Annotated in this window: 15 protein-coding genes; 12 read left to right on the forward strand and 3 right to left on the reverse strand. The window is 73.3% G+C overall.

Annotated features, from left to right (window positions below):
* Positions 1-8 precede the first annotated feature (8 nt).
* From ACGFI8_RS09030 to ACGFI8_RS09055, 6 genes are all read left to right on the forward strand, one after another.
* A complete protein-coding gene (locus ACGFI8_RS09030; protein WP_392802060.1) occupies positions 9-404 on the forward strand; it encodes a holo-ACP synthase in 396 nt (131 codons plus the stop codon).
* Positions 401-1,846 (forward strand): NAD(P)H-hydrate dehydratase, encoded by a 1,446-nt coding sequence (locus tag ACGFI8_RS09035; protein WP_392802063.1) that lies wholly within the window; start codon positions 401-403, stop codon positions 1,844-1,846. Before ACGFI8_RS09030 ends, ACGFI8_RS09035 begins: the two co-directional genes overlap by 4 nt.
* Before the next feature lie 20 nt (positions 1,847-1,866).
* A complete protein-coding gene (locus ACGFI8_RS09040; RefSeq protein WP_392802066.1) occupies positions 1,867-2,943 on the forward strand; it encodes an alpha/beta fold hydrolase in 1,077 nt (358 codons plus the stop codon).
* On the forward strand, positions 2,940-3,419 hold the full coding sequence (tsaE, locus tag ACGFI8_RS09045) for a tRNA (adenosine(37)-N6)-threonylcarbamoyltransferase complex ATPase subunit type 1 TsaE (RefSeq protein WP_392802069.1): 480 nt from the start codon (positions 2,940-2,942) through the stop codon (positions 3,417-3,419). The genes ACGFI8_RS09040 and tsaE overlap by 4 nt, the downstream gene beginning before the upstream one ends.
* Before the next feature lie 115 nt (positions 3,420-3,534).
* Positions 3,535-4,764, forward strand: coding sequence for an ATP/GTP-binding protein (locus ACGFI8_RS09050; protein WP_392802072.1), 1,230 nt, complete (start codon positions 3,535-3,537; stop codon positions 4,762-4,764).
* Positions 4,764-5,402, forward strand: coding sequence for an RloB family protein (locus ACGFI8_RS09055; RefSeq protein WP_392802075.1), 639 nt, complete (start codon positions 4,764-4,766; stop codon positions 5,400-5,402). The genes ACGFI8_RS09050 and ACGFI8_RS09055 overlap by 1 nt, the downstream gene beginning before the upstream one ends.
* A 3-nt stretch (positions 5,403-5,405) precedes the next feature.
* On the opposite strand, the gene ACGFI8_RS09060 is transcribed toward ACGFI8_RS09055, so the two are convergent.
* On the reverse strand, positions 5,406-7,478 hold the full coding sequence (locus ACGFI8_RS09060; protein ID WP_392802077.1) for an Hsp70 family protein: 2,073 nt from the start codon (positions 7,476-7,478) through the stop codon (positions 5,406-5,408).
* 137 nt (positions 7,479-7,615) lie between these two features.
* Between ACGFI8_RS09060 and tsaB the strand changes: the two genes are divergently transcribed.
* The 6 genes from tsaB to ACGFI8_RS09090 all read left to right on the forward strand — a co-directional run bounded on the left by tsaB (position 7,616) and on the right by ACGFI8_RS09090 (position 13,721).
* A complete protein-coding gene (gene tsaB, locus ACGFI8_RS09065; protein ID WP_392802079.1) occupies positions 7,616-8,269 on the forward strand; it encodes a tRNA (adenosine(37)-N6)-threonylcarbamoyltransferase complex dimerization subunit type 1 TsaB in 654 nt (217 codons plus the stop codon).
* An 8-nt stretch (positions 8,270-8,277) separates the two neighbouring features.
* A complete protein-coding gene (rimI, locus tag ACGFI8_RS09070) occupies positions 8,278-8,766 on the forward strand; it encodes a ribosomal protein S18-alanine N-acetyltransferase (protein ID WP_392802876.1) in 489 nt (162 codons plus the stop codon).
* Positions 8,750-9,799 (forward strand): tRNA (adenosine(37)-N6)-threonylcarbamoyltransferase complex transferase subunit TsaD, encoded by a 1,050-nt coding sequence (tsaD, locus tag ACGFI8_RS09075; RefSeq protein WP_392802081.1) that lies wholly within the window; start codon positions 8,750-8,752, stop codon positions 9,797-9,799. Before rimI ends, tsaD begins: the two co-directional genes overlap by 17 nt.
* A 220-nt stretch (positions 9,800-10,019) precedes the next feature.
* Entirely contained in the window at positions 10,020-10,277 is a 258-nt protein-coding gene (locus tag ACGFI8_RS09080; RefSeq protein ID WP_392802084.1) for a hypothetical protein, read from the forward strand.
* Between the two features lie 46 nt (positions 10,278-10,323).
* A complete protein-coding gene (locus tag ACGFI8_RS09085) occupies positions 10,324-11,997 on the forward strand; it encodes an ABC transporter transmembrane domain-containing protein (RefSeq protein WP_392802086.1) in 1,674 nt (557 codons plus the stop codon).
* A complete protein-coding gene (locus ACGFI8_RS09090) occupies positions 11,997-13,721 on the forward strand; it encodes an ABC transporter ATP-binding protein (RefSeq protein ID WP_392802088.1) in 1,725 nt (574 codons plus the stop codon). The genes ACGFI8_RS09085 and ACGFI8_RS09090 overlap by 1 nt, the downstream gene beginning before the upstream one ends.
* A gap of 3 nt (positions 13,722-13,724) precedes the next feature.
* Here the strand turns inward: ACGFI8_RS09090 and ACGFI8_RS09095 are convergent, their stop codons facing one another.
* Together ACGFI8_RS09095 and ybaK are read right to left on the reverse strand one after the other, a co-directional pair.
* Positions 13,725-14,012 (reverse strand): DUF1707 domain-containing protein, encoded by a 288-nt coding sequence (locus ACGFI8_RS09095; protein WP_392802090.1) that lies wholly within the window; start codon positions 14,010-14,012, stop codon positions 13,725-13,727.
* Between the two features lie 4 nt (positions 14,013-14,016).
* A complete protein-coding gene (ybaK, locus tag ACGFI8_RS09100) occupies positions 14,017-14,496 on the reverse strand; it encodes a Cys-tRNA(Pro) deacylase (protein ID WP_392802093.1) in 480 nt (159 codons plus the stop codon).
* Positions 14,497-14,512 lie beyond the last annotated feature (16 nt).

Consider the following 14,512-nt stretch of genomic DNA (forward strand, 5'->3'; position numbering starts at 1 on the left):
TTGTCCCTGTGATCGTGTCTGTCGGCATCGACGTCGTCCTGGTCGAGCGGTTCGGCCAAGCGCTGGAACGCACGCCGCTGCTCACCGAGCGGCTGTTCACCTCCGCCGAGCGGGTCACCTCCTCGGGAAACCCCCGCTCGGCGGAGTCGCTCGCGGCCCGCTTCGCGGCGAAGGAGGCGGTCGCGAAGGCCCTCGGCGCGCCCGGCGGGCTGCACTGGCACGACTGCGAGATCGTCACCGATCCGGACGGCCGGCCGTGGCTGACCGTCTCCGGTACCGTCGCTCGGGCCGCCGCAGAGCGCGGGATCTCCCGCTGGCACCTGTCGCTGTCGCACGACGGCGGCATCGCCTCGGCGATGGTGGTGGCGGAACAAACGCCGGCCGACCCCGGGAGCGCCCAATGAGAGCCGCGTGGCGGGTCGCGCAGGTTCGCGCGGCCGAAGAGACCCTGATGAAGACCGTGCCCGACGGGGCGCTCATGCAGCGCGCCGCCGCAGGCCTGGCCCGGCGCTGCGCCGACACCCTTTCCCGGGTGTACGGCAGCCGCGTCCTGCTGCTCGTCGGCCCCGGCAACAACGGCGGCGACGCGCTCTACGCCGGCGCCCGGCTCGCCCGGCGCGGCGCTCGCGTGGAGGCGCTGCTGCTCGACCCCGAGCGGGTGCACCGGGGCGGCGCCACCGCGCTCTACGGGGCCGGCGGGCGCCTGCTCGAGTCCGCCTCGGCGCGGCCGGACGCGGCCGACCTCGTGGTCGACGGCATCCTCGGCATCGGTGGGCGCGGCGGGCTGCGCGAGCCGGCCGCCGCCCGGGTCGCCGCGATCTCCGACGTCCTGCACGCCGCGCCCGTCATCGCGGTCGACGTGCCGTCCGGCGTCGACGCCGACACCGGCGCGGTGACCGGCATGGCGATCCACGCCGACATCACCGTGACCTTCGGCGTGCTCAAGCCGGGGCTGATGGTCGGCGCGGGTGCGGTACACAGCGGGATCGTGGAGCTCGTCGACATCGGCCTCGGCGGATACCTCGACGGCGACCCCGCCCTCTGCGTGCCCGACGCCGCCGACATCGCCGCCTGGTGGCCGCGTCCGCGGGCGAACGACAACAAGTACTCCCGCGGCGTCGTCGGCCTTTCCACCGGCTCCGCGAAATACCCGGGCGCCGCGGTGCTCTCCGTCGGCGGTGCCCTCGCGGGCCCGTCCGGCCTCGTCCGCTACGCCGGCGCCGCGGCCGACGCGGTGCGCCTGCACCACCCGCCCGTGATCGCCAACGAGCGGGTCGCCGACGCGGGCCGGGTGCAGGCATGGGTGTGCGGCAGCGGCCTCGGCACCGACGAGCGCGCCTACGGCGAGTTGCGCGCCGTGCTGGGCGCGCCGGTGCCGGTGGTGCTCGACGCCGACGCGCTGACCCTGCTCGCCGACGCCCGGATGGCCGACTGGCTGCGGGCGCGCGACGCGCCCACCGTGGTGACCCCGCACGACGGGGAGTTCCAGCGCCTCTCCGGCGGCGCGCCGGGCGACGACCGGGTCGCCGCAGCGAGCGGCCTCGCCGCCCGGATGGACGCGGTCGTGCTGCTCAAGGGCGACCGCACGATCATCGCCACGCCCGACGGCCGGGTCTTCGTCAACCCGACCGGCACCGCGGCCCTGGCCACCGGCGGCACCGGCGACGTCCTGTCCGGGCTGCTGGGCTCGCTGCTCGCCGGGGGCCTGCAGGCCGAGCACGCGGCCCTCGCCGCGGCGTACGCGCACGGCCTGGCCGGCCGCCTCGCCGCCGAGGGCGGCCCGGTGACCTCGGCCGACGTGGCTTCCCGCCTACGCGAGGCGGTCGGGATCTTAACTCGCGGGTAACGACCGTTTAGGCTCTGGGCATGGGTACCGAGGTGGTCAAGAACGGCAACCGCAAGCGAACGGCCGGCATCATCGGCGCGATCGTGGGTCTTGCGGCGGCCGGGGTGGCCGCCGGGGTTGCCGCCGAGCGGTACCTTGTCCGGCGCTCCAAGAACGCCGACGACCCCTACGCCGACGAGGAGTTCGGCGTCTGGGACAGCGACGAGCAGCTCACCGTCACCACCGACGACGGCATCGACCTGCACGTCGAGGTCGTCGACGGCCCGCCCGGAGACGACGGCCCCACCTTCGTCTTCGTGCACGGCTTCTGCCTGGACATGGGCACCTTTCACTTCCAGCGCAAGTACTTCCAGGGCAAGCACCGGATGGTCTTCTACGACCAACCCGGCCACGGCCGCTCGGGCCGGCTCAGCAAGGGGGAGTACACCCTGGACTCCCTCGGCGCCGGCCTGCGCGCGGTGCTGCAGGCCACCACGCCGACCGGCCCGGTGGTGCTCGTCGGCCACTCCATGGGCGGCATGACCATCATGGCGCTCGCCGAGCAGGTGCCCGAGCTGTTCGAGTCCCGCGTCACCGCGGCCGTGCTGATCTCCACCTCGGCAGGCAAGCTCGACCAGGTCAACTTCGGCTTCCCCGACGTCGTGGCCCGCTTCCGCCGCCCGCTGATGCCGATCGTCGGCTTCGCCGGCCCGATCAGCTCGGCCGTCATCGACCGGGCCCGCCGCGCCTCGACCGACCTGGCCTGGCTGCTGACCCGGCGCTACGGGTTCGGCACGGCACGCCCCAGCCCGGCCCTGGTGTCGTACGTCGAGAAGATGAACTCGACCACGTCGACCGACGTGATCGCGCGGTACCTGCGCACCCTCTACACCCACGCCCGGCTGCTCGTCCTGGGCCCGCTACGCACGGTGCCGGTCCTGCTGGTCTGCGGCGACAAGGACGTGCTGACGCCGCTGACGCACACGTACGAGATAACGTCGGTGCTGCCCGAGGCGGAGCTGATGGTGGTCGCCGACGGCGGCCACGTCGTCCTGCTCGAGCACGCCGACGAGGTCAACGATGTGATGGACACGTTCTTGACGAAGGTGCTGGAGTGACGAGAATCCTGTCGACCGTCGAGCAGACGAGGGACTTCGGAAAGGCCCTGGCGGCGGTACTGCGGGCGGGCGACCTGGTCGTCCTGACCGGCCCGCTCGGCGCGGGCAAGACCGCGCTGGCCCAGGGCGTGGGCGCGGGCCTGCGCGTGCGCGGCGACGTCACCTCCCCGACGTTCGTGATCGCGCGGGTGCACCGCCCCGACGAGTCGCGCGGCGGGACGCTGCCGCTCGTCCACGTCGACGCCTATCGCCTGGGCAACGTCAAGGACCCGATCGGCGAGGTCGACGCCCTGGACCTCGACGCGACGCTGGAAGACTCGGTCACGCTCGTGGAGTGGGGCGAGGGCCTGGTCGAGCAGTTGAGCGACGAGCACCTGGAGGTCCACCTGGACCGCCGCGACGACGATTCACGGGTGGTGGCCCTGATCCCGCGCGGCGGCGACTGGCCTTCCCGAGCGGCCGCCCTGACCACCTGACCGGGTTCGGGTCATTCCGCAGCACACGCGCCGCTCTTTTCGTCGAAAATTGACGTAGAGTGGCCTGGACGTGCATCTTGCTGCGGGGGTTGACGCCGTGCTGTTGCGTTTTCAAGTGGCCAATCACCGCTCGATCGGCGAGCCGATCGAGTTCTCGATGATCGCGGTCGACGAGGATCGACCCGCGGCTCGCGTGTTCGAGCGTCTCAACGAGCATGTCCTGACGGTTGCCGGTGTGTACGGTGCGAACGCGTCCGGCAAGTCCAACCTGCTCGCCGCCCTCGCCTGGCTCGCCGAGGCTGTCGACCGTTCGCTGCGATCATGGGGCGACGCCGTACCTCGGGAGCCGTTCAAGTTCGGGGACGGCCCCGACCGGCCGACGCGCTTCGAGGTCGACATGGTGGTCGATGGCGTGCGGTACTCGTACCAGATCGAACTCGATGACACGTGCGTGCTCTACGAGGCACTCCACAGCTACCCGAAGCGGCAGCCGCGATCGCTCTTCGAGCGTGAGGACCTGAACCTGTCGTTGCGCCGCGGGCTCGGCCGGCTCTCCGGTATCCGCGAGTTGCTGACGCCGACGACCCTGGCGCTGTCGGCGGCCATGCGATTCGATGAGCCGGAGGTGCGCCCGTTCGCCCGTGCGCTCGCCGGCGTCGGGACGCTCGGCGTCGGCCGGCGACGATCTTCCCGCTCCACGGCGCGGCTGCTCGCGTCGGCCGCGGGCCTGCCGCTGCCCGACGGCTTCTCGGCGGAGGCGGCGCTCGAACTGCTGCGCTTTGCGGATCTCGGTATCAACGACATCGACGTCACCGAGCGTCAGTTCGTCGACGCGGCGGGCAAGCCGGTCGTGAACCGGGACGGCAAGGCCGCGACGCAGCTACAGGTCCGGCTCGTCCATCAGGTCGGCGAGCAGTTCGTGGCCTTTGACTCGCGCGACGAGTCCGACGGCACGCTGGCGTGGTTCGAACTCATCGGCCCAGTCCTGAACGCGCTGAGTACTGGCCAGGTTCTGCTGTTCGACGAGATCGACGCCAGCCTTCATCCGCGGCTGTCGGCCAAGCTGATCGAGCTCTTCCAGGACCCCGTGACGAATCCGGCGGCGGCCCAGCTCGTCTTCACGACCCATGACACAAGCCTGCTCAACCACCTCAACAGGGACGAGGTCTGGCTGACCGAGAAGGGATCTTCGGGCGCGACGACGTTGACCGCCCTGGCCGAGTTCGGCGGCGACAAGGTACGCCGCTCATTGAACCTGGAACGGGCGTATCTCCAGGGCCGGTTCGGCGGTGTTCCCGAGTTCGACCAGCAGCGGCTGCGCCGGGCGCTGGGACTGGTCGCCTGATGACACGCGGTAGGCAACCGCCGGCGTCGCTACGCCGGAAGGTCGGCGAGCGGCAGCCGCGCAAGACGCTGGTGATCCTTTGCGAAGGGCAGCGCACCGAACCCGAATACCTGGACGCGCTTCGGCGCGATCGAGAGGTCCATGACGTCGCGGCCGTGGACATCCGTATCGAGAGCAATGCGAGCGGCGCGGTACCCCTCACTCTGGTACGTCGTGCGATCGAGATCCGCGAGAGAGCGCGGCAGGAGCAGAGCGAGATCGACGAGATCTGGTGTGTGTACGACGTCGAGTGGCCAAAGCATCACCCGTCACTCACCGAGGCGCGCGACCTGGCCCAGCGCAACGGGATCAACCTTGCGGTTTCGAACCCCTGCTTTGAACTGTGGCTGGTGCTCCACTTTCGGGACTACCGCCGGTTCCTTGACAACGAAGAGGCCCGTCGTGTGCGCCGCGACCATGACGGGTCCGCCGACAAGGGGATCGACGGGGTGGTGTACATGCCGTACAAGCGCGACGCCGCGCGCCGTGCGGCCGCACTCGATCGGGTCCATCAGCAGAACGGCAACCGCATCCCGAACGACAATCCGTCGTCTGGGATGCATCGGCTCATGGAGTCGGTTCTGCCGCCGCAGGCCTGACCGTCAGGCGGGCTGGAGGACCTCCCAGACGTCGACCCAGGTGCCCTCGTCGTCCGTGGCGCGGGCCAGCAGGTGGCGGCCCGCGTGGCAGAACGCGGTGCTCAGCCGGCGGCCCGGGGCCAGGTCGGCGCGGAACACCTCCGACTCCGTCTCCAGGTCGCGTACCGACAGCGTGCCGTCCAGCGCCGCCGCGCGCAGGCGGCCGTCGGGGCTCTCCATCTCCGTGGCGAAGGCGTCCGCGCGGCTCGTCTCGGTGTACCCGGTGAAGCGCTTCGGAAGATCCTCGCCCACGATGCGGTCGAGGCGGGCGCCCGTGGCCAGGTCCCAGACGGTCGCCACGTCGCGGCGGTAGCGGCCGACGCTCGCCGCGCCCTCGCCGGTGCTGACGAGGCGCCATTCGGCTTCGTTGAGCAGTACGGCATCCGGCTTGTGAACGTCCGAGAAGCTGGCCATGACGCGGCCCGAGAGCACGTCCCACACGGCGAAATGGCCGTCGGCGTCCCACGTGACGAGCGCGAGCTGGTGGCCCTGGCCGAGGGCGACCTGCGCGTGCAGGGGGCGGCCGGCGCCGCGGCCGGGGCGCAGCTCGGTGACCAGGGCGGCGGTGTCGATGGCGCGGACCTTGACGTACTCGCCGGTGCGCGAGCACTCGACCAGCGTCCGGCGGTCGGGCATGAGCAGCCAGTCGCCGGCCGCGCGCAGGTGGTGGCGCTTGGCCAGCTGGAACCGTTCGGCGCCGGCCGGCTCCAGACGCGCGTGCGCGGCCACGGCGCCGGAGACGACCATGCCGCCGACGGCGACGCGCTGCTCGAGCAGGATGCCCTCGGCGCGGCCGGCGCTCAGGTCGTACACCCGGTCGTCGGCGGTGCGGACCTGGGCCAGCGGCATGCCCCGGCGGTACGCCTCGCCCTCCTTGACCAGCCACCGCACCAGCCGGCCGCGGCCGCCCGGGATCGTCCACGACAGCGGCTCGACCCGCCACGACGGCGGGTCGGCGGGCACGGCGCGGGACTGGCGAGCGCGGACCCAGGCGGCGGCGCCGCGCATGACGGCGAACTCGGGGTCGGCCGGGCGGGTCACCGGGCGGCCGAGGCCAACGTGCAGCGCCGGGCCGACGCCGGGCAGCCGGGCCGCGCCGCCGACCAGGAGCACCGCGGCCACGTCGGCCGGCACGAGCCCGGCCCGCGCGACGACCGCCCGGCAGCTGGCGATCAGCCACCGCGTCGCCGGCTCCGTGAGCTGGTCGAGCATCCGGCGATCCATCCGGTACGCCGGGACACCCGCCTCCACCTCGTCCGCGGCCTCGGGCGCGTCGGCCAGCCGGTGCTTGAGCCGGCGGACGATGTCCAGGGCGTGCAGATTGGCGCGGACGCTCGTGTCGCCGCCGGCCGCGAACGCCGGCTCCACCCACTCGGCGAGCGTGGCCCGCAGGTCCGCGGTGAGCATCACGTCGATGTCGCGGCCGCTGCCGGAGCTTTCCTGACTCAGCGGTACCGGCTGGCCGTGCTGCATCTGCGCCAGCGTGGCCGACCACGTCGCGCCCAGGTCGCACACGAGCACGTGGCCGCCCTCGGCGACCTCGACCAGCGTCATCGGGTCGAGCACCGCGGCGGTCGCGTCGCAGACGAGCTCCGCGTCGGGGAAGCCGGCCATGGCCGCGGCGGCGACGAGGGTCTCGCGGCGGGGGTCATGGGTGCGGTACCCGGTGGGCGCGCTCAGCACCAGCCGGTCGATCGGCCCGTAGACTCGGCGCGCCTCGTCGGCGATCGCCTCCAGCGCGGCGCTGACCAGCTCTACGCCGTTGACGAGCTGGTCGCCGAGCCAGATCGGGGCGTTGACATCGACCGCGCGGCGCACGCCGTCGACGTACTGCCGCGGATGCTGGTCGCGGGCCTGCTCCGCGGCGGCCCCGACGAGCAGGCGCGGGCGGCCGGCGCCGGTGGCGAGCGTGGCGCTGCCCGGCCAGCGTGGAGCGCCGGTGACCGGCTCGCGCACCGGGTGCAGTTGATCGGGCAGGACGACGGCGGCGGACAGGGCCCACGACCCGATGTCCACGACCAGGATAGGTTCGGTCACTGCGGCACTCCCGGCGTCGATAGCCGCCGATGCTAAGTGCCGCTCGTTGCAGCCGCGTTAACTGATCGTGGTTGTGACGTCGCAAGCCCCAGGGTCACACCGTAGAAGTGTCAGACCCCTCCTCTAGAGTTGGGGCCGTGCTGGTGATGGTGGTGGACACGGCGACGGCGGCGGTGACCGCGGCGCTCGCGCGGGTCGGCGACGACGAGGTGACCCTGCTCGCCGAGCGGGTGACCATCGACGCCCGCGGCGCCGGGGAGCTACTGGCGCCGCAGATCGCCGCCGTGCTGGCCGAGGGCGGTGTGGCGGCCGGCGACCTGACGGCGGTCGTGGCGGGCCTCGGGCCCGGGCCGTTCACCGGGCTGCGCGCCGGGCTGGTCACGGCCACGGCGATGGGCCACGCGCTCTCCGTGCCCGTTTACGGGGTGTGCACCCTCGACGCGATCGGCCTGCGGCTGTCCGGCCGGGCGCTGGTGGCGACCGACGCGCGCCGCAAGGAGATCTACTGGGCGGTCTACCGGGACGGTCAGCGGCTCGCCGGGCCGGACGTGGCGCGGCCCGCGGCCGTCGCGCTCGACGGGATCGAGCGGGCCGCGGGAGACGGCGCCCTGAAGTATGCCGACGTGCTCGGCCTTCCCGTCGAGGGGCCGAGCTACCCGTCCGCGCTCGCGCTGACCGAGCTGGCGGCCGAGCGCGTGCGGGCCAAGGCGCCGGGCGAGACGCTGACCCCGCTCTACCTGCGCCGCCCCGACGCGGTCCTGCCCGGCGAGCGGAAACCGGCCCTGCAGTGAGCGCGGTGATGCTGGCCGAGCTGCGGTGGTTCCACATCGAGGAGCTGCTGCCGATCGAGGACGAGCTGTTCGGCGAGGAGCGCTGGTCGGCCGGCATGTTCTGGAACGAGCTGGCCAACGGGCATCACTACCTGGTCGCCCTGGACCGGGCCGCGCCTCCCGCCGCCTCGGGTGGCTCCGGCGGCGATGCTGGGGCGGGGCGGATCGTCGGATATGGCGGGCTCGCCGTGGCGCCGCCGGACGAGGCGTGGATACAGAACATCGGCGTGCGCAAGGACGCGCAGCGGCGCGGGATCGGGCGGCTGCTGCTGGAGGCGCTGCTCGACGAGGCCGAGCGGCGCGGGGTCAGGCAGGTGCTGCTCGAGGTCGCCGTCGACAATGCGCCGGCGCAGAAGCTTTACGCGCAGTACGGGTTCGAGGCCGTCGGCATCCGCCGCGGCTACTACCAGCCCAGCAATACGGATGCACTGGTGATGATGCGTGAGCACGAAGACTGAGCCGCTGGTCCTCGGGATCGAGACGTCGTGCGACGAGACCGGCGTCGGGATCGTTCGCGGGCACACCCTGCTCGCGGACGAGATCGCGTCGAGCGTGGACGAGCACGCACGGTTCGGGGGCGTGGTGCCCGAGGTGGCGAGCCGGGCGCACTTCGAGGCGATGGTCCCGACGATGCAGCGGGCGCTGGACAAGGCGGGCGTGACACTGTCCGACGTGGACGCCATCGCGGTCACGGCCGGGCCGGGACTGGCGGGCGCGCTGCTGGTGGGGGTGGCCGCCGCGAAGGCATATGCGCTGGCCGCGGGCAAGCCGATCTACGGCGTCAACCACCTCGCCGCCCACGTCGCCGTCGACACGCTCGAGCACGGGGCCCTGCCGGAGCCGGCGATCGCGCTGCTGGTCTCGGGCGGGCACTCCTCGCTGCTGCGGGTCGACGACCTGGCCGGCGGCGTGGTGCCGCTGGGCGCGACCATCGACGACGCGGCCGGCGAGGCGTTCGACAAGGTGGCGCGGCTGCTGGGGCTGCCGTTCCCGGGCGGGCCGCCGATCGACCGGGCGGCGCGCGAGGGGCAGGCGGGGATCCCGTTCCCGCGCGGGCTCACCGCGCCGCGCGACCTCGCCGAGCACCGGTTCGACTTCTCGTTCTCGGGGCTGAAGACGGCCGTGGCGCGATGGGTCGAGGCGCGTCAGCGGGCCGGTGAGGCGGTGCCGGTCAACGACGTGGCGGCGAGCTTCCAGGAGGCGGTGTGTGACGTGCTCACCGCGAAGGCCGTGGACGCGTGCCGGGAGCACGGCGTGGAGACGCTCGTGATCGGCGGCGGCGTGGCGGCCAACTCGCGGATCCGGTCCATGGCCCAGGAGCGCTGCGACAAGTACGGCATCACGCTGCGTGTGCCGCGACCGAAGCTGTGCACCGACAACGGCGCCATGGTGGCGGCGCTCGGGTCGCATCTGGTGGCCGCGGGAGCGGCGCCGGGGTCGCTGGGGTTGCCCTCGGATTCGGCCATGCCGATCACGCTCGTCACGGCGTAGGGCCGGAGCGTCGCAAAGTTCCGGGACCGGGCGTGGCGGGGGCCACGCCCTCAGGCGCTCCAGCAGGCTCGGCTTGCCGGACTTGATGTGTAAAGGATGGCTGTGATGGCAGCCACTTTTTACACATGATCAAGAGTTGGCCGCGCCGGGCTTGAGCGAGCGGCCGTGGGTGTCCACCATGGTCATCGAGGGGGATCGTGTGGGAGTAGAGTCCAGCGCCGTGATCGTGCGCATGTGGGAGGTCAGGGCGCACCAGGAGGCGTTCGGTGAACTGCTGTCCTGGGTCTGCGAGGCGATGCTGCCCAAGGTCGAGGTGCACCCGATGCACATGAGCAGCGAGGTATACGCCTCGACGGATCAGCGGCTCGTCGTCGTGTCCAAGTGGCGGGGCAGCACGCCCGAGGGGTTTGCCGAGCCGCCGTCGCACCTGGTTGCGCGCAAGCCGCAGTTCTGGGACTTCACGCAGGTCGACCGCTGAAAAATGTAAGGCGCCCACCCGGGGGCTGCGGTTACGGTCGGGGATTGTGCGCAGACTGCCCCTTGCCGAGCCCGGCGAGCCCGACAGCCGGTCGGCCGCCCGATACCTGCTCTGGATCGCGCGTCACCAGATTTCGCTGATCGCCGGGGGTGTGTGCTTCGGCATCGTGTGGATGGTCAGCCAGGCGCTCGTGCCGGCGGCCATCGGGGCCGGGGTCGACGCGCTCGCGCGGCACGACCGGCGGGGGCTGCTCTGGGCGGCGGCGGGGGTGCTCGGGCTCGGCGCCGCGACCGCGTTCACCGGGATCATGCGGCACCGGTTCGCGATCTCGAACTTCCTCAGCGCCGGCTTTCGCACCATGCAGGTGACCGTGCGGCACGCGACGCGGCTCGGGGCCACGCTGCCGAGGCGGGTGGCGACGGGCGAGGTGGTCAGCATCGGCACCACCGACTTCGACCACATCGGGTACTCGATGGACATCACCGCGCGCGGCAGCGGCGCCGTCGTGTCGATCGTGGTCGTCTCCGCGCTGCTGCTGCGGGTGTCGGTGCCGCTCGGCCTGGTCGTGGTGCTCGGCGTGCCGGTCCTGGTCGCCGTGGTCGGGCTGCTGTTGCGTCCGCTGCACCACCGGCGGCGGCACCAGCGTGACCTCGCCGGGGCGCTCACCGGGCGGGCCGCGGACATCGTGGCGGGGCTGCGGGTGCTGCGCGGGGTCGGCGGCGAGGCGGTGTTCTCCGCGCGGTACCGCGCCGAGTCCCAGCGCGTGCGCCTCGCGGGCGTGCGGGTCGCCCGGGTCGAGTCGATGCTGGAGGCGGCCCAGATCCTGCTGCCCGGGTGCTTCGTCGCGCTGGTGACGTGGCTCGGCGCGCGGTTCGCGGTGGCGGGCCGGATCACGCCGGGCGAACTGGTCGCGTTCTACGCGTATGCGGCGTTCCTGATCGCGCCGCTGCGGACGCTGACCGAGTTTGCCGACAAGGTGACGCGGGGCCTGGTGAGCGCGCGGCGGGTGGTCGACCTGCTGCAGATCGAGCCGGATCTTCAGGATCCCCCGGATACGGTACCGGCGGAGCCGGGCGACCTCGACGACCCCGACTCGGGACTGGTCGTGCGCGAGAACCGGTTGACGGCGGTGGCGGCCGTGCGCCCGGAGGACGCGGCGGCCATCGCCGACCGGATCGCGCTGCTCGCCCCGGGGTCCTCGGCCCGCCTGCACGGGGTACCGCTGCGGGAAATGGCGCTGGAGGACGTGCGGCGGCGGATCGTGCTCGCCGACAACGACGGGCGGCTGTTCCGCGGCCCGCTGCGGGAGGAGGTCGGCGACGGCGCGACGCTGGACGACGCGGCGGCGCGGGACATCGTCGACGCGCTGCCCGACGGCCTCGACACCGAGATCGCCGAGCGCGGGCGGGACTTCTCCGGCGGCCAGCAGCAGCGGCTACGGCTGGCCCGGGCGCTCGCGCTCGACCCGCCGGTGCTGGTGCTCGTCGAGCCGACGAGCGCGGTCGACGCGCACACCGAGGCGCGCATCGCCGAGCGGCTGCCGGCGGCCCGCGCCGGGCGCACGACCGTGGTCTGCACGACCAGCCCGCTGCTGCTCGACCGGGCCGACACCGTCGCGTTCGTCGGCGCCGACGGGCGGGTCGCCGCGACCGGGCCGCACCGCGAGCTGCTGGACACCTGCCCGGAGTACGCCGCAACCGTGACCCGCGGGGAGGACTGATGCTGCCGATCGCCGGACCGGCGCAGGTGCGCGCCTACCTGCGCGGCCTGTTCGCCGCCTATCCCGGGCGGCTCGCCCTGGTGCTCGCGCTGCACCTGGCCGCCGCGGTGGCCGGGCTGGCCGCGCCGCCGCTGCTCGGCGCGCTGGTCGAGCGGGTCGCGGCCGGCACCACGACCTGGACCGTCGACCGGATCGCGCTGGCCATCGCCGGGTTTGTGGTCGCGCAGTCGGTGCTGGTGCGCTACGCCCGGCTGGCCGCCGCGCAGCTCGCGGAGCTGGTGCTCGCCCGGCTGCGCGAGGAGTTCGTCGACGGGGTGCTCGCGGTCCCGCTGTCCACCGTGGAGCGTGCCGGCACCGGTGACCTGCTCAGCCGGGCCTCGCGGGACGTCTCGCAGACCTCGGAGTCGGTGCAGGCCGCGCTGCCGGCGATCGTGGTCGGGCTGCTGCAGATGCTGCTCACCTTCGGCGCCATCGCGCTGGTCGGGCCGATCCTGCTGCTGCCGGGCCTGGTCGCGGTCCCGTTGCTGTACTTCAGCTCCCGCTGGTACTTCCGCCGCGCGACCGCGGGCTACCTGCGCGAGGGGGCGGCGTATGCGCGGCTCACCGACGGGCTGACCGAGACCGTCGAGGGCGCCCGGACCGTCGACACGCTGCGGCTGCCGCGGCGCCGGATCGAGCGGACGCAGGAGCATCTCGCCGGGACCTATTCGGCGGCGATGTACACCCTGTCGCTGCGCACGGTCTGGTTCCCGCTCACCGAGTTCGGCTACGCGCTGCCGGCCGCGGTGACGCTGGTGGCCGGCGGCTGGTTCGTGACGGAGGGCTGGGCGACGGTCGGGCAGGTGACCGCCGCGGTGCTGTACTTCGTGGCGATCATCGACCCGCTGGACCGCATCCTGTCGTACTTCGACCAGCTGCAGCTCGGCCTGGCCTCGTTCGCGCGCCTGGTCGGCGTGCGCACCGCGGCGGCCGAGCCGGTGCCGGCGGGCGGCCCGCGGCCGGTGGACGAGCAGCTCGTGGCGAAGGGCGTGCGGTATTCGTACGTCAACGGCCGCGACGTCCTGCACGGCATCGACCTCGCGATCCGGCCCGGCGAGCGGCTCGCCATGGTCGGCCCGTCGGGGGCGGGCAAGTCGACGCTCGGCCGGCTGCTGGCCGGGGTCCACGCGCCCCGGGCCGGCTCGGTGGAGCTGGGCGCGGTACCGCTGACCGAGCTCCCACTGGACGAGCTGCGCGGCCACGTCGCGCTGGTGACGCAGGAGCACCACGTCTTCCTGGGCAGCCTGCGGGACAACCTGACCCTGGCCCGCGCCGGGGCCACCGACGAGGAGCTGTGCGCGGCCCTGGCCACCGTCGACGCGCTGGACTGGGCGCTGGCGCTGCCCGAGGGCCTGGACACCACCGACCTCGCGCTGTCCCCGGCGCAGGCCCAGCAGCTGGCGCTGGCCCGGCTGGTCCTCGCCGACCCGCACACGCTGGTGCTCGACGAGGCGACGTCCCTGATCGACCCGCGGGCGGCCCGGCACCTGGAGCGCTCGCTGGCCGGCGCGCTGGAGGGCCGGACCGTGGTCGCGATCGCGCACCGGCTCTTCTCCGCGCACGACGCGGACCGGGTCGCGGTCGTGGAGGACGGCCGGATCACCGAGCTGGGCAGCCACGACGAGCTGGTGGAGGCCGGCGGCGCCTACGCGGCCCTGTGGCGGTCGTGGCACGGGACCAAGTAGGGCCTAGTGGAACAGCGTGTAGACCGTCCCGATCAGCGCCACCGCCAGGATGGCGAGCGCGAACGTCAGCAGCAGCTGGCGGTCGCCGTGCGACGCCGGCGGCGGCGCGGCTGGGGCGAGCGCCGGCAGGTCGACGATCGCGGCGCGCAGCTCGTCGAGCGTCTTGGCCGCGTAGACGATGCCGACCCGGTCGGAGAACTCGTCCAGGGTGAGCCGGCCCGCCTCGGTGTGCCGCTGCAGGGCCGCGATCACGCGCTGCCGGTCCTCGTCGGATGCCCGCACGGCGACCATGCTGTCAGTGTGCCGCGATCGGCGCCAGGGCGGCCCCGGTGACCTGGACCAGGTCGGCGGGGGCCAGCTCGATCTGCAGCCCGCGCCGCCCGCCCGAGACGTACATGGTGGGCAGCTGCGACGCGGAGTCGTCGATGACGATCGGCAGCCGGGAGCGCTGGCCGACCGGGGAGATGCCGCCGGTCACGTAGCCGGTGGCGCGTTCGGCGGCGGCCGGCTCGGCCATCGCGGCGCGCTTGCCGCCGACCGCGGCGGCCAGCGCCTTGAGGTCCAGCGAGGAGGAGACCGGCACCACGCCGACGGTGAGCTGCCCGTCGACCGTGGTCACGAGGGTCTTGAACAGCCGCGAGGGGTCGACGCCCAGCGCCTCGGCGGCGGCCTCGCCGTAGGAGGCCGCGCGCGGGTCGACCTCGTAGGTGTGCGGGGTGAACGCGATCTTCGCGCGCGTCAGCAGTGCGGTCGCGGGGGTGCCCTTGCTCGCCACTGGCCCACAATAGCGA

Source organism: Dactylosporangium sp. NPDC048998, assembly GCF_043197855.1.
Classification (GTDB): domain Bacteria; phylum Actinomycetota; class Actinomycetes; order Mycobacteriales; family Micromonosporaceae; genus Dactylosporangium.